This window comes from Thermoflexibacter ruber, assembly GCF_900113045.1.
In the GTDB taxonomy this organism is placed as follows: Bacteria; Bacteroidota; Bacteroidia; order Cytophagales; family Thermoflexibacteraceae; genus Thermoflexibacter; species Thermoflexibacter ruber.
In genome coordinates this window covers 52,776-74,337 of the sequence record NZ_FONY01000009.1, presented here as the reverse complement: position 1 = coordinate 74,337, position 21,562 = coordinate 52,776, and the positions used below count along the sequence as shown (strand labels likewise).

Genomic DNA, 21,562 nt, shown 5'->3' with positions numbered 1-21,562 from the left:
AATGAAATGGTCTGCGACTCCCTTTGTGCGTATCGTATTAGCTCTTATAGTTGGCATTTTGCTTTATGCCTACTTTGACCTTTCTTCTCCATTTTGGACAGTCCTATGTGTTTTATTTTCTGTTAGTTATGTTTTTGTATTGTACTTTACTACCCCAGTCCAAAAAAGGAAGTGGAACTTTGCTTTCGGCTTGTTAGCCTTACTTGCCACTACGCTGTTTGGAATCAGCATAACACACCAAAAAAAAGAAATTCATTGGGAACAGCACTTTTCTAATCTTTGTGATTCAATTAGTTACTACGAAGCTATCGTTTCAGAAGAACCCCAAGAGAAAACTAATCATTTCAAAATAGAACTAACTGTAAAAAAGGTATTTTGCCAAAATATTTGGAAAGAAGCAAAAGGAAACATCTTGCTTTATATCAAAAAGTCAGAAGCTAAAACCGCTTCACTGAAAAGTTTACAATATGGAGATAGATTGTTGATAGTAGGCTCTCCACAAGCTACCTCTCCTCCACCTAATCCCCAGCAGTTTGATTTTCAAAGGTATTTAGCCAACCAACAAATTTATCATCAACAGTTTATAGAGGCAGACAAATTCAGAATACTCGGTCATGCTCCGCCCAACAGAATTGTTGAACTTGCTATTCAACTTAGGCAGAAAGCCAGTCTTGCTTTGCAAAATGCTATACATGAGCAAGAGGAATACGCCGTAGTCAGTGCTTTGGTCTTGGGCATCAAAGACCATCTGGACAATGCCATTCGCAGTACCTATTCGCATACAGGAGCGATGCACGTGTTGGCAGTTTCAGGATTGCACGTAGGAATTTTATTTCAGATTTTGACTTGGTTGTTAGCTTGGATAAAGAAAAGTAAAAAATATGGTAATTGGATTTTTCTAAGTATAGTCTTGCTTTGTCTGTGGTTTTATGCTTTGCTTACAGGTCTTTCTCCCTCTGTATTGAGAGCAGTAATTATGTTTTCCTTAGTAGCTTTAGCCAATACAATCCAAAGAAATTCAAGTATTTACAATACGATTGCTATTTCTGCTTTTCTCATACTTTGCTATGACCCTTATTTGTTGTTTTCAGTAAGTTTTCAGTTGTCCTATACTGCCTTGCTTGCGATTATCTATTTCCAACCCAAGATTTTTCACTGTTGGCATATAGAGGATAGCTTCCCCCACATGAATAAGTGGCTTTTCCAAACAATAAAGTTTTTTTGGTCAATCACTTGTGTTTCATTGGCAGCACAGCTTGGTACTTTCCCCATAGGATTGTTTTACTTTCATCAGTTCCCTGTATATTTCCTCTTTTCAAATTTAGTTGTCATTCCTTTGGCGACTGTCATATTTTCAGGAAGTTTACTTACTTTGCTCTTTTCGTGGGTTCCTTTCCTCGCAGTAGGTATTGGTTTTTTGGTAGAAAAAGTAGTATGGCTACAAAATGAGGCATTATTTTTCATGGAGCATTTGCCCTATGCTGTCATAGAAGGCATACATATTAGCTTAGGTGAAACTCTACTGATTTACACCACCATACTCCTGCTAGCTATGCTATTTGCCTTTCAAAAAATTAGCTATCTATATTATGCAGTGGCGTGTACGGTTTTATTTTTCATCTCTCAAATGCAAGAATTTTTTGAGCAAAAAAATCAAGCTATTTTTTACATATTTCATTCAGGAAAGGTTCTGAACATGAACTTTTTAGAAGGCAATCAGAATATTATGCTTGCAGATTCTTCCCTGATTTATGACGATTATCAAGTGCGTAATCTTTTTTACAATTATTGGTCATATAAGGGAGTTTCCCCTGAAAAAGTTAAATATTTCAACATTAGCAGCTTAGAAAATGGTTTCCCTATCCCCTTTTATAGGGAAAAAGAACTTGTTTTGTTCTCTTATCATCAAAAAAAAATCCTTTGGCTTTTGGAAAAAACGGAAATAGACTTGCCTTCTGCGGACTTCTTGCTGATTTCTAAAAACGCAGTTCGCGATGTAGAAAAATTAGATTTTTCTAAGTTTAAGACTATTATTTTAGATGCAAGTAATTCCTATTACAACAGTAAAAAACTTTCCTCACAAGCAAAAAAATTGGGAATGAGCCTATATATAATCCGTGAGCAAGGAGCATTTATAAAAGAATTAGCTAATGACAACTAAACCAGATGACTATGTTTTTTATTTTATCTAAAACCCTGTATTTCTTAGTTTTACCCTCTACTTGGCTTTTTATAAGTTTTATTTACTTTCTTTTTTCCAAGAATGAAAAATGGAAAAAAAAATTACGATGGGTAGTGGTTTTATTTATCCTCTTTTTTTCTAATGCCTTTATTATCAATGAAGTATTTTTGCTTTGGGAACTTCCGCCTACTCCTTTTGCTGACATCAAGCAAGGTCAGTACGAGGTTGCTATAGTACTCACAGGAGTAACCTCTGACTACAAATCGCCCAAAGACCGCATTTATTTTCATCGTGGAGCGGATAGGGTGCTGCACACTGTCAGACTTTTCCAAGAGGGCAAGGTAAAAAAAATTTTAGTTAGCGGGGCTGAGTTTTCAAGAGATGGAGAACTGTCCAGCACTGAAAGAAGTTTGAAGCAGGTTTTTTTGCAATGTGGTGTGCCAGACTCAGCGATTTGGGTAGAAAATCAATCTCGCAACACCTATGAGAATGCGATTTTCTCTGCAAAAATGATAAAAGAATACTTACCCAATAAGCAAAATTTGCTCTTAGTTAGCTCTGCTTTTCATTTGAGGCGCGCAGAGGCATGTTTCAAAAAAGCGGGGGTAAAGGTTGATGTTTTTAGCACAGATTTTTATGCAGGGGACGGAGGCTTAGATGAAATAGGTATAGTAAGTTTAGTAGAGATTTTTATGCCTTCTTTAGATGCTTGGCTCAAATGGAATATATTGATTAAAGAAGTCTTAGGCTATATCGTTTATAAGTTGATGGGATATGCCTAAAAAGTTTTCTATGTGTGGTATGGATATTGTATAATTAACCATAAATGAACTAAAATTTAACAAAAAGACGTGCATGAAGGGGAAATTACTGCAAAAACATACTATCAGAGAAGTTGCCCATGCCCAAAAACTTCCGCCGTTCAAAGTTTCAAAAGCCTCTTGTTTAGCAATCTATACAACTATTTTGCTATGCTTATTTAGGATTTTTGTGGCAGAAAATTTTTCTATACCCGGTGCCTCTATGGAGGGGACTTTGACTAAGGGCGACCAGGTAATTTGCAGTAATATCCACTACGGAAAGCGTATTCTGCTCCCTTTTGACCTTCCTCTATTCTATCAGGACAAGAACAATCTTTATCATCAAATTTTCCCTTCTTATTGGCGGTTTTTTGGATTGAGAAAGATTCAAAGGAATGATATGTTGGTGTTTAACTTTCCTGCGGATTTAGAAAAGGACATAGAAAATAAACAACACTACATCAAACGTTGCATTGCTTTGCCCGGGGATACTTTTGAAATTAGAGATAGAAAGGTGTATATCAATGATTTACTTTTAGAAGAAGTCTATGAGCCTCAGTTTAGTTTTTTGGTAAAAACTCAAGCCGAGATAGATGAAAAAGTATTTCAACAGTTTGGTATTCAAGAGTTTTACAAAAAGGAATACGGCTATCTCATATATGCTACAGAGCAGAACGCAAAGAAACTCTCCTCTATTCGCTCTATTACTATGGTGATGCCAAATACCTTACCTAAGGGCATGAAAGGCACTTTTATCTTGCCTCCTGCTGCTCAGTTTAACTGGAATAGGGACAATTTTGGTAAACTTGTCATTCCATTCAAAGGCATGACTATCAAAGCCACTGCTGAGAACTTGGCTTTGTATCAGCATATTATCCTGAATTATGAAGGTCTAAAAAAAGTAAAAATAGAAAATGACCGACTTTTTATCAATGGAAAAGAGCTTTTTCAATATACTTTTAAACAAAACTATTACTTCACCTTAGGCGACAATCGCCACAACTCCTATGACTCGCGCTACTGGGGCTTGCTTCCTGAAGACCATATCGTAGGTAAACCTATTATGATAGCTTATTCCTATAACCCTAACAAAGGGATTTTTGCTATTCGTTGGGAGAGGCTTTGGAAGTGGATAGATTAGATAAAGTTAAAGTATTACTTTAAAAATATAGGCTTAAAAATTTGATAATTTGGTGATTAATTTTTAGAATTGCAAAAAAATAATCATCATGGATACGGGCTTTTCTTCTGTTTCTTTTACGCTCATAGATATTGTTATTTTTGTGCTTATTTGTTTTGGAGCATACAAAGGCTATCAAAAAGGCTTTTTGACTGAGTTACTATCCATCGTTTTTTTTATTGTCTTTACTATTTTAGGTTTTTGGCTGGTCAAAGAAGGTTATGTAGCTGTTGCCAAAACGAGTGTAGGCAGTTTTTCTAAGGCTACACATTTTATCTCTTTTTTAGTAATTTATGGGCTGATAGTGATTATTATTAGCTTGATAGACAGAAAAATGCAAGACAAAGGCAACTTTGATGTGTTTGAAGGATTAGACAATTTTGTTGGGCTGGTTTTAGGTGCATTCAAATATGCTTTTGCCCTTAGTATTTTGGCAGAGATGCTCACTGCTGTTGGTATTTTCAAACCTGTAGAGATGAATAAAACCCTCTTTTACCCAATGCTTATTCGCTTGTTTGACTTTATGTTCCAAATTGGGAATACTATTTCTCCATTTATTGGTGATTTGGTAAGCGGAGTGCAAAGGCTATTGAGTAGATAAGTAGTCCGATAAAATGAATTATTCCCTTATTTTTTCCTCTGAACTGTAAGTTAAGCTATTGATAATCATAAGCCTCTCCTCGTGGACGCAATACATCTAAAAGATTTAGATAAGTGCAGAAAACTGTTTTAATTTATTCATTTTATCTTAAAACTAAAAAAGCCATACTCAAGGAGTGTGGCTTTTTTCATCGTCAAATTAATTTATATAAAAACTTAAACTTTTATCTTACAATAACAAATAATTGTGCCAAAAGTTAAATCTTAGTTACAAATATAACACATATTTAACACATTGTAAAATCATATCCTAATAATTTTGAAAAATTTTTACTCACATTTTTCTTATGTATGCACGATAGGCAAAGTAAATCTGAATGTAGAGCCTACCCCTTCGGTGCTTTCTACCCAGATTTTACCACCATTTTTTTCTACAAACTCTCTACAAAGCAACAAACCCAAACCTGTACCTGTTTCTCCCTGCGTACCTTTCATAGTGTGCTTTGAGTCTATTCTAAAAATCTTTTCTACTACTTCTTTGGGCATTCCTGTACCTGTATCGCCAACATATATTTCTGCCATATCTTGCTCATGCATGCTCGCTCCTATAATTATTTTCCCACCGTTATAAGTAAATTTGATAGCATTAGAAACCAAATTGGTTAAGATTACATTGAGTTGATTGGCATCAACGAAAAGTTTGATTTCTAAATCACCTTCAATTTCAAGTGTAATCTTTTTACTTTGAGCATTATTTTTTAAGACTTCTGTAGTACTATAAACCGCCTCTTTGAGTAAGATAGGCTGTGGCTTAAACTCTATGCTATTCATCTGTGACCTTGCCCACGTGAGCAAATTTTCCAAGTAACGACTTGAAATAATAATAGTTTCATCTAAATTTTTTGCTATACTTTTGATTTCTTCTGCGGAAAGTTGGTCTGCAAAGTTAGCTAATAGATTAGAAAAACCTTTCATGGAATTGATAGGAGCGCGCAGGTCGTGGGCTAAAATGGAGAAAAAGCGATTTTTAGTAATGTTTAATTCGCTAAGTTCCTGCTCAGAAAGTCGCAGTTTTTCATTGACTTGTTGCAAGCTATGATTCTGCTCTTCCAATAAGTGCTTTTGACTTTCTATTTCTGCTTTTTGTTGTGAAACTTTTTCAGTTCTCTCAGCTACTTGCTGCTCTAATTTTTGTTTATCTTTTTTGATAGTATAGATTCTATACTGATAAAATACTAATACGATGGTTAATATAAACAGGACAAGTAGTATTTTTGCCCACCAAGTTTTCCAAAAAGGTAGCTTGACGTAAATCTTGATGCTTTTCCCTTTGGTACTCCATACACCATCACTATTGGTTGCTATGACAGTAAATATATAATCCCCATGAGGAAGATTTGTATAAGTAGCGATGCGATTAGAAGCATCAGTAAGTACCCACTGACTATTCTCCTCCCCCTCCGCTTCCAATTTGTATTTGTATTTGATTCTTTGGGGAGCGGTGTAGTCTAAGGCAGCAAACTCTAATGAAAATGAAAAGTTATCATCTAATAGCGTAATCTCATCAGCTATGTTGATATTTTTTTTGAAAAAGGAGTTTTCTTTACCCAGTTTTACAGATTCGTTTGCAATTTTAAAATCTGTGATAACAATAGGAGGGGCAGATTTGCTTTCTTCTAAATAGTTAGGATGAAAGGCAATCATACCATTTAAACTGCCAAAATAAAACTTTCCACTTCTACCTTTGTGATAAGCTCCTAAGTTAAACTCATTGGAGGGTAAGCCATCATTGATGTCGTAATGGCGAGTTACTTTTTGTTCTATGACATCAAATATGAAAAGTCCATTGTAGCCGCTAAGCCAAAATTGGTTGTTTTCGTCTTCTATGATACCATGTACTATGCTTTGAATACCATGCTGGGAGGCATAATTTTTAAATTCTTTTTTAGAAGGCTCGAGCAGGTTCAGGTCCCCGTCAAAAGTGCCTACCCAAATTTTACCAAATCTATCAATATACAAAGAGGCAATACGGTCATCTGGCAAACTTCCTTGCTTTAAATAGTTGTTTCTAAACTCCTCGAAAAAAGCATTTTGTACTTTCATTTGATTGAGTCCTCCTCCGTCAGTCCCTATCCATAAATCTCCCGTAGAGGCAAAGCGAATACACCGCAAACTGTTGCTGCTAAGCGTATTAGGAAACTTAATATCTCGCTTATAAATAGTAAAAATATTTTCTCGCTGTTTGAACTTTGCTAATCCGTCTGCGGTAGCAATCCACAGATTACCATCTGCATCGGAGGTTAAGTCTGTAATTACATCATTAGGAATACAGTTCGTGCTACCTTCTTGGTAGCGATAGCGCACAATCTTCACTTGGTTGTCTTGGAAAGTCAGCCTATTCAATCCTCCTCCATTAGTCCCTACCCATAGCGTTCCAAACGTATCTTCGTACAGTACATTGATTTTATTATCTGATAAGGAATTAGGATTGTTAGGTTCATTTTCAAAAAGCGTGTATTGCTTTGTGGTAGGATTGTAGCGATTTAATCCATTATTGGCTGTCCCTATCCAAATATTGCCTTGCTTATCTTCCCAGACTGCTTTGACATTATTTTGGCTAAGTGTATTGGAGGTGCCTTCATCTCGGATATATACTTCAAATTTACTTGCTTTGCGGTCTAATTTGTGCAAGCCCCCACCTGAAGTTGCTATCCACAAAATTCCTGCATTATCTTCGTAAATCGCTGTAATATCATTGCTACTAATGCTAAAAAGCTCGTTCTTGTTTGCCAGATACCTTTTGAGCTTACCGTTAGTCAAACTGATGCTATTTAATCCTTCACCATAACCACCAAACCAAATGATTCCGTCTTTAGACTGACATAAGGAAGTAATGTTAGTAAATAATTGGCTGTTTTTTCCTTCTACTTGATACGGCTGTCGCAAAAACTTTTTTTCACTAAATATTAATTTGTTTAACTCTCCATTGGAAGTACTCACCCAAATATCGCCTGCTTGGTCTGCTAATACTGAAACTAAGTCATTGCTAATCAATGAATTATTGTTGCTTGGGTTGTGAACGTAGTGGGTAAAAGCGGCATTCGTACCTTGATTTTGTTTTTTTACATCTAAGTGAAAAAGCCCATAGCCCGTAGCCAACCAGAGATTCCCCAATTTATCAACGCTTATTTTCCTAATTTTCAACTGAGCATTTTCTCGGGGGTCATTGAGCTTATAGAGAAAACTACTAAGTTTGTTATCTATGGGATTAAACCGCATCAATCCACCGCCGTCTGTTCCTAACCAAATAAATCCGTAGTTATCTATGGCTAAAGTTTGGATTCTATTGATATTTTGATTCTGAGAATCAAGGATAATATTTGTAAATTTTTCCTCTGCATATCTATATTTGCTCAGACCACTTTTCGTTCCAATCCATAAATCCCCTTGGCTGTCTTCTGCAATAGCATGAATTTGATTGTTAATAATAGATGTGCTGTCATTGGCAATGTGCTTATAAATAGTAAACTTATAACCATCGTATTTGCTAAGTCCATCGGTAGTGCCAAACCACATAAAGCCTTTACTATCTTGAAAAATGCACAATATATTGCTATTTGCCGCTTTCTGTTCCATATAAACTTGGGCAAAACGCAAAAGTTTCTCTTGGGCAAGAAGCGTATTGTATATTGAAAAACAACTAATTAATAATAAAATGATTCTAATGTATTTCAAAGACATAAAGATTGCTTACATTTGGCTTTGAAAATTAATGTATTTTTGCTGAAATAAAAAAAAATATACCAAATGTATGCGTATATTCAAGGAACTTTGGTGCATAAGGAAGCTACTTTGGCAGTAATAGAGATAGCGGGAATAGCCTATGAAATCCGCACCCCGCTTAATGTAACCGCTCACTTGCAGGTGAATCAGTCTTGTAAACTTTATACCTATTTGAGTATCAAAGAAGATGCTCATACCTTGTATGGTTTTTTAGACCCAGAAGAAAAGAAACTTTTTTTGCATCTTATCAGTGTTTCCAATGTAGGTCCAAGCACTGCTTTGATGACGCTTTCTTCTCTTTCTGCTAATGAAATCCGAGAAGCCATAGCCAGAGAAGATGTGCGTACTATTCAGAGTGTCAAAGGAATAGGGGCAAAAACTGCTCAAATGATTATTGTAGAACTGAAAGACAAGATTAGAAAAGAAAACTTGCAGTTAGCTGATGGCAAAGAAGCCAGTATCTTAGGTGAGTATATCAGTTCTGCTACTTTGCAAGAGGCAATCAATGCCTTGATAGCCTTAGGAATAGCTAAACCTGCGGCAGAGAAAACTGTGCAAGCGGTAGTAAAAAAACATGGAAATAACTTAACAGTAGAACAAATTGTGAAGTATGCCCTAAAAGCAGGATAATCAAGAAAGAGAAAGTTTTAATAGAGCATTTTTAGCATTGCTTCCATTTTCATTTCTGTTTCCTTCCATTCTTTTTCTGCATGCGAATCTTGGGTAATGCCTGCACCTGCATACAAGCGAGCTTTTTTATCAAAAAGTTGCATACACCTCAGATTCACAAAGATAGCACTTTCTTCCTCTATATTTACCTGCCCTAAATATCCACTGTACAATTCTCTATTGTATTTTTCTTTTTCTAAGATAAAGTCCAGAGCCGCATCTTTGGGCATACCACAAACTGCTGAGGTAGGGTGCAAAAGCTCTAACATTACAGAGCCTAATTGGGGGAAATTAATTTCGTTTATATTGATTTCAAAGTCAGTGCGAAGGTGGAGTAAATTCCCCGAAGCTACCGTTTTAGGTCCTACCTCTTCGAACTCTCTAACCCTAATTTTTTTCAAACAGTTGATGATATAACGACTTACTAAGGCTTGTTCTTCTATTTCTTTTTGTGTCCACAGGGCTTCACTTAGGTTGGTCAAATTGCCTCTGGCTTGTGTCCCTGCTAAGGCTATCGTTCTGAAAATCTTATGTTTATCCACACTTACCAATGTTTCTGGCGTAGCCCCTACCCAAGTTCCTGTTTGGGGAGTACTGACCAACGAAACTAAAGCATGAGGATACGTATGACATATCTTTTTGAATGTCGCTATCAAATCAAAATCAGTAGGTAGTGCGACTTCTTTACTCCTTGATAAGACTACTTTTCTAAACTGTCCCTGTTGGATGGCTATTACAGCTTCATTGACAGTATTTTCAAAATCTATCTCGCTCATAAAGAAGGAATGAGGTATAGATTTGAATGATAATTTGGGAAGGCTAATAGACTGAGCAAGTAGTTTTTCTAAAGATTGGATAAAAATAGCCTTCTTTTGGAACTCCTCTGAAAAATACTGCTCTGCACGATGACTAAAACTAAAATTTTTCGTCATATCGCTTTCCCAATTTCCCTGCCAGTACAAATCTGCTTGGATAAACCACGCTTCTGCCCCTCTGTTGATAAATGGACTTATCAAGAAGCCGCTACCAAGTTCTTCTAAATCAGCTTTAACTGGCTGCAAAACAGAGGAAAAATCTATTGCTAAACGGATATGCTTACTTTCGGGTAGTTTCCACACGGCAATAGGTAGATATTGCTGATATGCTACATGAAATACGGCAGAAAGCAATTTTTCTGCCGTTATACCTGTCATTGCTCGACTTAGTAAAGACTCTATTTCTTTCAATATTTTCTGAAATTTTAGTTTAGAACATCTATGCTAAATAAACGATGTATTTAAGAAAATAGTTACTAAAATTTTGTACTTTTAAGCCTCTATCACTACACACTTTCCATTTTTGACATCATCTATCACATTTTTGTACTTTACATCTTTTTTCACCGTACCATCAGCATACTGAACAGTAACTTTGGCATTGCGGTCAGGTTCTTTTTGGGCAATAATAGGTTTAGTAACTTCTATTTTTTCCCTTGCAATATTTTTTATTACCTCGCTATTGTCCTGATTCCCAAGAATAGAGCCACTTTCATCTTTGCGTGTTTGTAACCTTTGCCTGCTTTGGTTTCGGCGGCGGATAGTGTCCGCATCTTGCACTGCTACTTCCTGCTGCTTTTCTTCTCTGATATGCGCTCTGGACAGGAAAGCAGTGGTGTTTTCGTTCAATTCCCCGATAAAGGCTTGGAATAAGTCTAAGGCACTAAATTTATATACCATCAGTGGGTCTTTTTGCTCTAAAACTGCAAACTGTACTTGCTGACGCAAATCGTCCATTTCCCTTAAATGCTCCTTCCAATACTGGTCTATGAGTGCCAATACTAACCCCTGCTCCATGCTTTTTATCAATTCCTTCCCTTTGGTTTCTACAGATTTGGCAAGGTCTGTTACTACTCCTATCATTTTTTTGCCATCAGTAAAAGTAACTCCGATTTCTTTGACTGTTGCTCCGTGAGTTTTGTAAATATCGCTTAGAATAGGAAAAGCTGTTTCTGCAATCTTGGCATTTTTCTCTTGGTAATGACTGTATGCCTCATGATAAAGTTCATCAATCAAATCTTCAGACTTTGCTGTATCAAAGTGATGCTTGTCTATATGCGTAGAGTAGCCAAAGAAATGTAATACTTGCAAGCGGAAATTGTCATAATCACCCTTGTTATTTTCAACGGCTTGCCTTGCATTTTCATAGAACATGGTCATGATGTCCAATTCCAATTTATCGCCAAAAAGTGCATTTCTACGGCGAGAATAAATGACTTTTCTTTGCAAGTTCATCACTTCGTCATACTCTAAAAGACGTTTTCTAATGGCAAAGTTATTTTCCTCAACTTTGCGTTGCGCCCTCTCGATAGAGGAAGTAATCATAGAGTGTTGGATAACTTCGCCTTCTTGTAAGCCTAATTTGTCCATGATGCTGGCAATTTTGCCTGAACCAAACAGACGCATGAGGTTGTCTTCCAAACTAACAAAAAATTGAGAAGTTCCGGGGTCGCCTTGACGACCTGAGCGACCTCGCAACTGCCTATCTACGCGTCTTGCTTCGTGCCTTTCTGTACCAATAATAGCTAAACCGCCTGCTGCTCTGGATTCTGGAGTAAGTTTGATGTCAGTCCCGCGACCAGCCATGTTTGTTGCAATTGTTACTGTTCCGGGCTTTCCTGCTTCTGCGACTATGTCTGCTTCTTTGGCATGGTACTTTGCATTCAAAACTTGATGGTTTATTTTTCTGATTTTCAACATTCTACTGAGGATTTCAGAATTTTCCACCGAAGTAGTCCCCACTAAAACAGGTCTGCCTTTGGCAACTAAATCTTGAATTTCCTCTACTACGGCATTGTATTTTTCACGAACTGTTTTATACACTTTATCCTCGTGGTCTTTACGGGAAATAGGTCTATTAGTTGGGATAACAACTACATCAAGTTTATAAATATCCATGAACTCGCCTGCTTCTGTTTCTGCTGTACCCGTCATACCTGCCAGTTTGTGATACATTCTGAAATAGTTTTGCAAGGTAATAGTAGCATAAGTCTGAGTAGCTTCCTCTACTTTTACATTTTCTTTTGCTTCCAAAGCCTGATGCAAGCCGTCAGAATAACGTCTGCCATCCATAATACGCCCTGTTTGTTCATCTACGATTTTTACCTTCCCTTCATCTATGATGTATTCTACATCTTTTTCAAAAAGCGTATAGGCTTTAAGTAACTGATTGATACAGTGTATCCTTTGTGTTTTTGCAGCGTAGTCTTGTATAATTCTATCTTTGGCTGCTAATTTTTCATCTTCGGAAAGTCCTTCACTACTTTTCTCAAAATCAGCTAATTCCGCTCCCAAATCTGGAAGTATAAAAAAGTTAGGGTCTTCTCCTTGCTCAGTAATCAAGTCGATGCCTTTGCCGGTTAAATCCACAGAGTTATTTTTTTCATCTATGGTGAAATACAAGGGTTTATCAGCTTCGGGCATCATTCGGGAATTGTCTTGAAGGTAAATATTTTCCGTATCTAATAGAATTTGCTTGATACCCGTCTCGCCCAAGAATTTAATTAAAGGTTTGTACTTGGGCAATCCTCTATATGCTCTGAATAAGGCTAAACCTCCTTCTTGCTTATTGCCTTCTGCTAATTTTTTCTTTGCTTCATTCAGTAAATCTTGTACTAAACGTTTTTGACGCTCTACCAATTTTTCTATGCGAGGTTTTAGCTCTTGGTATTCCTGCTCCTCGGCATTTCCTGCCCCTATGGGTCCAGAGATAATCAAAGGTGTTCTGGCATCGTCTATCAAAACGGAATCCACCTCGTCCACCATAGCAAAATAATGACGGCGTTGTACCATTTCCTCTACGGTACGCACCATGTTATCTCTCAGATAATCAAAGCCAAATTCATTATTAGTGCCATAGGTAATATCAGCTAAGTAGGCATTTCTCCTTTGCTGAGTATTGGGCTGGTGCTTGTCGATGCAATCTACTTTTAAGCCGTGAAACTCAAAAATAGGTCCCATCCACTCAGAGTCCCTTTTTGCCAAATAGTCATTGACGGTAACGATGTGTACACCATTTCCTGCCAAAGCACGCAAGTAAGCGGGCAAGGTTGCCACCAAAGTTTTTCCTTCCCCTGTCGCCATTTCTGCAATTTTTCCTTGGAAAAGGACTACGCCGCCTATTAGCTGTACGTCGTAGTGCAACATGTCCCACGTAACTTCATTTCCTGCCGCCATCCATTGGTTGAGCCAAATAGCTTTTTCGCCTTCTATGACTACTCCTTTTCTTTGAGCGGCTATAAAATGGTCGTGAGGAGTAACAGAAACCACCAACTGCTTATTTTCTTTCAATCGCCTTGCAGTTTCTTTGACTACAGCAAAGGCTCTTGGAATTAGTCCTTCCAAAATGCTATCTAACTGCACATCTCGTTCTTTCTCTGCTTTTTCTATGGCATTGAAAACCACCTCCTTTTCTGTAATGTCCATTTCTGGATTATCTAAAATCTGCTGACGCAAGGCGGCAATTTTTGTATCTATTGCTTGAAGAGCTTGGGCTATTTCTTGCTTGAACTCTACTGTTTTTGAGCGGAGCGCATCATCAGAAATAGAGGCAAGTTTCTGATATTCAGCGCTTATTTTATCAACATACGGTCTGATGAGTTTCAAATCTCTTTCTGACTTTGTACCGAATATCTTGGCTAATCCTTTGGTGAGAATATCTATCATATATTTAGTAATTTCTTATCCTTTTAAATAAATAGTTTTGAGTTTCTGGTTTAGTGTTTCTTGTTTATAGTTTGAGGTAGTTTGAATTACACTACTTTTTTATGTGTTCTTAAACTCCATTACAAATTCTATGTCGGTAACATAATAGCTACCCAAGATTAAAAACTTAGCAAAGCGTATTTTACGATGTAAAATACACCAGCAACTTAGTCAAAACCTAACACAGCAAAACAAGAAACATTTAGTTATAAACTTGGAACCTTCTGAACGATTATAATACCAATGAACTATTACCTGACAAAATGTCGGTAATTTAGGGTGCAAAGATAAGAAGTTTTATGGATTTTTCCTACTATTATCATAGACTTAATACTCATCTCCTAAGGCAAAGTTTGGTTTTCTTAAAAACCATTTTCCACGCGTAAAATCAGGGAAAAGTTGGGGCGTACCTCCTTGGGATATAGACTGCTCTGAAAGGTGACTAATTACGCTCCATGCGGCGGCATCATATGCGTCTAAGGGAGTAGGCGCTTTTCTCTTGGCAGCCTCGATAAAAGCATGTAAAACGAAGAAGTCCATGCCTCCATGTCCAGAGCCTTCTGCTTTGTCTTGGTATTTTTTCCAGAGAGGGTGGTCGTATTCTTTGATGTACTTGGCAGACTCTTCCCAGCGATGTGGCTGGCTTTTTCCTTCTATATATATTGTGTTGCCATCGTTCATCCAAAGCCCTTTTGTCCCTTGTACTCTAAATCCTAAAGAGTATGGTCGTGGGAGGTTGGTGTCATGGGTAACTAAAATAGTTTCCCCTCTAAAAGTGGTAATCAAGGTGCTTACTACATCACCTAACTTGAACTCTACTTTGGCATTGGGGTGATTCGCTCCACCTTTTTCTAAAATATAATTATGCAAACCTCTTGCTTTGGTGGCAGTAGAAACTAAGGACACAAAACGATTGCCCCTGTTGATGTCTAAGTAGGTGGCAATAGGACCTATTCCGTGAGTAGGGTACAAATCTCCATTTCTATAAACTGAGTGTGTAGTACGCCATTTGGCTTCATGTAATCCCTTTTCTCCAAACTCTACATTAGGCTCAAACTTAACTTCTCTTAAATCGTGTTGATAGCCACATTGGCAATGAATCATCTCTCCAAACAAGCCTTGCCTAACCATATTGAGTATTGCCATGACATCTCTGCGATAACATACATTTTCTAAAATCATACAAGGCACACCTGTAGCCTCAGAGGTATTCACCAAATCCCAACACTCCTCTATGGTATTTGCAGCGGATACTTCTACGCCAGCATATTTGCCTGCTTTCATTGCCGCTACTGCCATAGGCGTATGCCATTCCCAAGGAGTAGAAATCACGACTGCGTCCAAGTCATTCCTTTCCAACATTTTCAAAAAAGCAAACTCGCCCTGTGTATAGGATTCGGGCTTTTTCATGCCTTTTTTTACTATCAAATCTTCTGCAATTTTGATTCTCTCAGGGTCAATATCACAAATAGCAGGAATCACTATATCATCTCTATATAGTGCATTTTGCAAGTGATTGGTACCTCTTAAACCTACCCCAATAAATCCTAATCGCAATTTTTTGTCTGCAAACAGTTCTTCTTTATTGGGGTCAGCAAAAGTTTGCCCTATAGTGGTTACACCCAGACCTATTGTAGCATTGGTCTTGAGGAAGTCGCGTCTTTTCATTTTCTTCTTACTATGTATGGATTATATGTAATATGCTCAAATAAGTCCGATAAAGGGTAGCCTAAGTACTACTTTTCTTTATTTTTCTTAGGCTCTTTTGTTCTGTCTTTATTGGCTTCTGGTCTTCTTTTCTTTTTCCTGTTTCGGTTTGCTTTCTTTCGTTTTTCTCTATCCACAAGTTTTTCAGGATTTTCCAACTCCAGATTTTGTTGAAAATCTGTTTCTTTGGGTTTAGAAGTGGGTTTTGCAGGTGTTTCCTCTGCCAAGCTTTCTACTACTCCCCCTTGGGCATTAATTTCCATGATTTGTTTTACTCTATCAGTAGAGAGGGGGTACCATGTACTTTCGGTATCGTAGCTGAACCACATAATTTTCTTAAAAATGTCTGTTTTTTGTAGATGTGCTTCGCCCTGTGCGGTCAAGAGCGGTTTTTCCACTTTAGGAATATCTACTAAGGCATCTAAGTAGGTTTCTAATTCATAGTTCAGGCAACACTTCAGCCTCCCGCACTGTCCAGAAAGTTTGCTGGGGTTTAGAGAAAGGTTTTGATAACGCGCCGCAGCCGTAGAAACGCTCTTAAACTCTGTAAGCCAAGTAGAGCAGCACAACTCTCGCCCACAAACGCCAATTCCACCAAGGCGGCTTGCTTCCTGCCTTAGACTAATTTGACGCATCTCGATACGTACTTTGAACTCGCTTGCCAAGATTTTGATTAGTTCTCTAAAATCTACCCTATCGTCTGCTGAGTAATAAAAAGTAGCCTTAGTATTATCTGCTTGGTATTCTACATCAGAGAGTTTCATTTGCAGTTGCATCTCTTGGATAATTTCTCTTGCGCGATACATGGTAGTCATCTCTTTGGCTTGCACTTCGGCAAACTTTTCTAAATCTTTGGCAGATGCCTTGCGGTAAATATCTCGGATTTCTTCATTAGTAATTTTTTTCTTGATGATTTGTAAGCGGACTAATTCCCCTCTCAAAGAAACATGTCCTAAATGATAACCATTAGGAACATCTACAATAACAGCATCGCCTATCTCAAGGTCTAACAGGTCGTTATTGCGAAAATACTCCTTCCTTCCTCCTTTGAATCGTACTTCTAAGATATTGTATCTTTGGTGCGAAGGAAGTTCCATGTTGCTAAGCCAGTCAAATACGTTGAGTTTGTTACAGCCCGAAGTACCGCAAGTACCGTTATTGCGACAGCCTTTGATTTTCGAGCCAATAGTATCTATATTTTTAGTGCGTGTGCCGCATCCACCCGAACCACACCCACAAGAGCCACAAGCCATATCTATGTTAATTGGATTATCTTGATTAGAAAAATAATTAATTTAGAGAATCGTAAAATTAGCTTTTAATACTTGTTTTACCAAACAAAGCATAAAAAGTTTTATACTCTTGCGTAGGTAGGTAAAGAAATTTACGCTTTATTAAGAAATTTTCAAACCAATAATTAGCATATCGTCTATCTGTTCATAGCCACGCATCCATTCGTTCATGGTATCTTCTATGATTTGCTTTTGCTCTTGCAAAGGTTTATGAGCAATCTGTTCTATGAGTAAGAAAAAGTTGTTGGTCATAAATCTCTTGCCTTGTTCGCCGCCAAATTGGTCGTGATAGCCATCAGTGAACATATAGACGGTAGTTGGCTGGCTTATGTCAAAAGTATGCTTGGTAAAGGCGCGTTTTCCTTCTTTCTGCAGTCCTCCTATGGGCATTTTATCAGCTTTGATTTGCTCTAAACTACCATTTTGATAGATGAGAAGTGGGTTCTTCGCTCCACTGTAAGACAATATTTTTTTCTGTTTGTCTATCACACAGAGTGCCATGTCCATACCATCGCGGTTGTCAGTTTCCTCTTGTTTTAAAGAATGTCTAATTCCTAAATGTAAATGATTTAAAATTTCATCAGCCTCTAAAATATTGTTTTCGTTTACAACTTGGGAGAGCATAGAAAAGCCTATCATGCTCATAAAGGCACCGGGGACACCATGCCCTGTACAATCTACTGCGGTAACGATGATTTTTCCGTCTCTTTCTGTAAACCAATAAAAGTCGCCGCTGACAATATCTCTTGGCTTGTAAAATATAAAATATTCTGAAAACCAAGTATTAAGTTTGGCAGCATAAGGGAGCATAGCATCTTGGATACGGCGAGCGTATCGGATACTACTTTCTATATTTTCGTTTTTCCTACTGAGTTCATCTCTGCTTCGCTCCAGTTCCTTATGGGCTAACTGCACCTGAGAAACTGTTTTTCTCAGTTCTTTATTTAAGTCAAACAGTCGTTGATTTGCCTCTGCCAACTCATTTGATTTTTGTTGAATAATATCATGTTGCTCTTTGAGTTGCTCAAGCGTATTTTTTAAATTTTGATTCGTGTCTGCCAACTCTTGGGTACGTTCTGTTACTTTGATTGCTAAAACTTCTTTTTCCTTTTGTATAGCACTAATCCTCCAACGAATAAATCCCCATACTAAACTACCTAAAAGCACCGAGTAAAGCATATAAGCCCAAGGGGTTCTGTACCAAGGAGGTTGGATAGAAAATTTGAATACTGCCTCTTTGCTTATCTGTCCATAAACATCTTTAGAACGAACTCGGTAGGTATAAGTTCCCTCAGGAAGGTTGGTATATTCCTTGTTGTTATCTTCTGTCCACTTAGACCAGCCTGTATCAAAGTTTTCTAAGTAGCTTTGATAGACATTTACTCTTTCATCATTGTAAGATACCGCAGACATTTCAAAGCGAAGTGTGTTGTACTTGTAAGGGAAGTCGTACATCAGCTCTTTGGGTTGCTCAAGCGAATTGACCCTTTTTTCATCAAAGTAAGTACCTTTGAATATCACAGAGTCTTTGCCAATGCTTATCTGCCTAATAAGTGTATTAAATTCAAATTCACTTTTGCCTACCTCTTGGCTATCAAAGCGATATACTCCATCTACATCACTTACCCAGATTACTCCATTCTCTTCTGCAAAAATATATTGAATGTCTTGTAGGTCATTGAGGCGGCTGAGAACTTTGGGTTTGTATTTATAAGAGCCATCTGTTTGCTTTACGGCTAAGCAAATTTCTCCTTCATTAATGTTAGAGAAACACCACAAATTTCCTTGACTGTCTAAGGTAGGATAACGCACACTGTATTTCCCCTTATTGAAAGGTACATCAAAGGCATGGTCATAAATAAACTTGTCAGTTTGCTTATTATATTTATAAATACCATTTTCCGTACCTACTCTAATTTCTCCATTCATTAAAAATAAGTGATTCCCACTAAAAGAGGGCAAACCTTCATTCATACCATATCTTTTGGCTTCTTTGGGGTTCAAAGAAAAAAACTCACCAAATACTACTTTGATAATGCCTTTATTTTTTGTACCTATCCATAAATTGCCTTCTTTATCTTCTTTGATGAACTGCACTTCTTCTCTGATGCTATCCAACCTGCCACTATCTACCCATTCGTTGCCTACTTTGATTAAGGAACGTACACTATAAGCAGAGCCAACAAAAATGCGGTTAGGGTCTTTTTCGGAGCGGGTAATGCAAAAAGTTTGAGGGTTTACCTCACCAATCACACTTAATTCTTCGCCTTTTAATTTCTTTAGCCCTGAATAGGTAGCAATAATTAGCTCGTCGCCAAAAGACAAAAGCCCCCAACAATCTACAGGAATATCCTTGATTTTTTTAAATTCTGCTTCTGTAAAACTTTTGGTAAGATTACGAGATTTGAGTACATACAAGCCTGACATAGTAGCAATATACACTTCGCCTTTGTGCTTAGCAATCGCATTTACCGCTCCACTGATTTTGTGGGAGTTTTCTGTGAAAATAGATAAAGGAGAAGGATATTCTAAGCGAGAAATGCCGTGGTAAAGCCCTAACCAAATTCCTCCTTGACCGTCCATGCAAAAAGAGGTAACTAAGTCATCTCCCAAGCCATTTCTTTTGTTAAAAATATGGATAATCTTACCTTTTTTGTCCAATACTACCAAACCGATACCTAAGGTTGCTAAAGCAATTTTATTATCATCTAAAAAGAGTGCGCTATAAGCCCTGTATTCTTTCAGAAAAACATCTGCATCTGTTTTAAAAGGGATAAGACGACCATTATCTAAGATAAAAAGTCCTTCTTCGTCTATACAAAGCATGATTTTATCCTTATCATAGGGCAATACTTGGGCGATAATTGTATTTTTAAATCTTTCTGTCCCTTTGACTAATTGCAGCTTGTTATCTACAAGTTCCGTCAAACCTATGTTATTTTGTTGAACGTAGTATTTCCCTCGGGCTTCGTATCCAAAAGTGAAATAAGAATTAGCCTTGATTATTTTTATATCAGTTTTTTCTTTATGAATAAAAAGTTTGTCATCTGTTTGGAAAATAACGCCTTCTTTCACACAACGAATAGACCAAACTTGCTCAAAAGCATTTTCAGTAAAGTCTATTTTACTTGCAAGACTTTGGTATTGTAAGTATCCTGTGGAATCGGGCACAAGCATACCAAAAGTACGCAAGCCACCTACGTATATTCTTCCGTCTTTATCAACTGCCAAAGAAAATACTGAGGAATTATTAGAAGTTTTTATTAGTCGCCAATGTACCCCATCATATTCAAGTACTCCCTTATCATTGCCAAAGTACATCACACCTCTTTTGTCCTGCACAACTGCCCAATTTGCCAAACCTGCTTTATAGTCTTTAGGAGAAAAATTCCGAATAAAAGGCATACCAATCTGATTAGGCTCAGTAACGGCTTGTCCTTTTGAGAGAGTTGGAAAGGAGAAAATAAAAAAAAGAATTATAAAAACCTTGTATTTTATCATTTTGGCGTTATCATCAATAACTAACTATTAGGCAATAGATGTAAAGTAAGGGTAAACAAACTATATATTAAACTGCTAAGATAAGAACTTCACGCAAACATAAAACAAGTTTACCCAAAATAAGTACCAAAAAAATGAAAAAGTAAGTTAAAATTTAAAATAACTTGATTTGCGAGTGTTTTTGATAAGAGATAGGTGTTTTAAGAGTTAGGTTGCACGCTTTGTTTATTTTCTCTATAAAGTACAGTGATAAGTCGGGCGAAAGTATATTATCAGGTTCATGAACAAAAAAATACAATTTTTCTAAACCCATATCTATCCAATTTTGGATACGATGCGTCCACTCATCTATGCGACTGTAGTCTGTAGGGTGTAAATTGTTGCCGACAAATCTGATGACTGCCGTAGTAGTGGTGAGCCTTTGGTGAAGTACATCTCGCCTGCCTGCTACATCGCAAATGACAGTACTAACACCATAACTTTCAAGCATTTCTGTAGCTTCACTTATAGGCATAAGACCATTGCGTTTGGCAAACCAAGCCTCGTGGCGAAACTCCACAGAAAGAGGAACTTGGGAAGGGAACTGTTTGACATAATTTTCTAAAATGGGTAACTTATCAGGAGCGAAATAAGGCGGAAGTTGCAAAAAGCAAATTCCCAGCCTATTGCCTAAAGCATACACATTTTCGCAGAAAGTTTGATTGAGCAAGGCTACATCTTGCAAAAGTTGGTCGTGGCTAATGACTTGTGGAATTTTAGGGCAGAATCGGAAATAAGTTGGTGTACTTTCTCTCCATTTCTCTATTGTACTGAGGTCGGGGATTCGATAATGGGTAGTATTCAGTTCAATAGTGTTGAACTGCTGGGCATAATATTTTAGAAAATCCCTACTTTGTGTTTTCGGTGGATACCAAGTACCGACCCATGCTTCACAACTCCAAACAGGGCAGCCTACATACACTTCCAAAGGAGATTTCTTACTCTTTGCAAGTACGCTTGGAGTTAGAGGGTGGTCAGTGGGTAAGCCAAAATCTACTTGACTAATGTCTTGGAGTTTGCCAAAATCCATGAGAAGTACGTTTGTTAGAATATTTATTTATCCAAATTTA

Annotated in this window: 12 protein-coding genes; 5 read left to right on the top strand and 7 right to left on the bottom strand. The window is 37.3% G+C overall.

Annotation, left to right across the window (positions count from 1 at the left end):
- Position 1 precedes the first annotated feature (1 nt).
- The 4 genes from BM141_RS06705 (at position 2) to BM141_RS06690 (ending at position 4,763) form a co-directional block, all read left to right on the top strand.
- Positions 2-2,161 carry a ComEC/Rec2 family competence protein gene (locus BM141_RS06705; protein ID WP_091542193.1) on the top strand — a complete coding sequence of 720 codons (2,160 nt, stop codon included), beginning with the start codon at positions 2-4 and terminating at the stop codon, positions 2,159-2,161.
- Positions 2,162-2,172: 11 nt separating this feature from the next.
- The gene (locus BM141_RS06700; RefSeq protein WP_177217291.1) at positions 2,173-2,964 is read left to right on the top strand and encodes a YdcF family protein; all 792 of its coding nucleotides are present in this window, start codon (positions 2,173-2,175) and stop codon (positions 2,962-2,964) included.
- Positions 2,965-3,037: 73 nt separating this feature from the next.
- Positions 3,038-4,123, top strand: a complete 1,086-nt coding sequence (gene lepB, locus BM141_RS06695) for a signal peptidase I (RefSeq protein ID WP_091542187.1) — start codon at positions 3,038-3,040, stop codon at positions 4,121-4,123.
- Positions 4,124-4,211: 88 nt separating this feature from the next.
- A complete protein-coding gene (locus tag BM141_RS06690; protein ID WP_091542183.1) occupies positions 4,212-4,763 on the top strand; it encodes a CvpA family protein in 552 nt (183 codons plus the stop codon).
- Positions 4,764-5,107: 344 nt separating this feature from the next.
- On the opposite strand, the gene BM141_RS23375 is transcribed toward BM141_RS06690, so the two are convergent.
- Positions 5,108-8,398: a sensor histidine kinase gene (locus tag BM141_RS23375; RefSeq protein ID WP_185116726.1), complete on the bottom strand. Its 3,291-nt coding sequence runs from the start codon at positions 8,396-8,398 to the stop codon at positions 5,108-5,110.
- Between the two features lie 171 nt (positions 8,399-8,569).
- Between BM141_RS23375 and ruvA the strand changes: the two genes are divergently transcribed.
- Entirely contained in the window at positions 8,570-9,175 is a 606-nt protein-coding gene (gene ruvA / locus BM141_RS06680; protein WP_091542176.1) for a Holliday junction branch migration protein RuvA, read from the top strand.
- A gap of 17 nt (positions 9,176-9,192) precedes the next feature.
- Here ruvA and BM141_RS06675 read toward each other — a convergent pair whose 3' ends face one another.
- The 6 genes from BM141_RS06675 to BM141_RS06650 all read right to left on the bottom strand — a co-directional run bounded on the left by BM141_RS06675 (position 9,193) and on the right by BM141_RS06650 (position 21,522).
- Positions 9,193-10,440: a chorismate-binding protein gene (locus BM141_RS06675; protein WP_143090829.1), complete on the bottom strand. Its 1,248-nt coding sequence runs from the start codon at positions 10,438-10,440 to the stop codon at positions 9,193-9,195.
- An 81-nt stretch (positions 10,441-10,521) separates the two neighbouring features.
- Positions 10,522-13,914: a preprotein translocase subunit SecA gene (gene secA / locus BM141_RS06670; protein ID WP_091542172.1), complete on the bottom strand. Its 3,393-nt coding sequence runs from the start codon at positions 13,912-13,914 to the stop codon at positions 10,522-10,524.
- A gap of 366 nt (positions 13,915-14,280) precedes the next feature.
- Positions 14,281-15,621 carry a Gfo/Idh/MocA family protein gene (locus BM141_RS06665; protein WP_091542170.1) on the bottom strand — a complete coding sequence of 447 codons (1,341 nt, stop codon included), beginning with the start codon at positions 15,619-15,621 and terminating at the stop codon, positions 14,281-14,283.
- A 68-nt stretch (positions 15,622-15,689) separates the two neighbouring features.
- Positions 15,690-16,913 (bottom strand): PSP1 domain-containing protein, encoded by a 1,224-nt coding sequence (locus BM141_RS06660; RefSeq protein ID WP_091542167.1) that lies wholly within the window; start codon positions 16,911-16,913, stop codon positions 15,690-15,692.
- 141 nt (positions 16,914-17,054) lie between these two features.
- Positions 17,055-20,453, bottom strand: a complete 3,399-nt coding sequence (locus BM141_RS06655) for a SpoIIE family protein phosphatase (protein WP_091542164.1) — start codon at positions 20,451-20,453, stop codon at positions 17,055-17,057.
- Positions 20,454-20,607: 154 nt separating this feature from the next.
- Positions 20,608-21,522 (bottom strand): DUF72 domain-containing protein, encoded by a 915-nt coding sequence (locus BM141_RS06650; RefSeq protein WP_091542160.1) that lies wholly within the window; start codon positions 21,520-21,522, stop codon positions 20,608-20,610.
- Positions 21,523-21,562 lie beyond the last annotated feature (40 nt).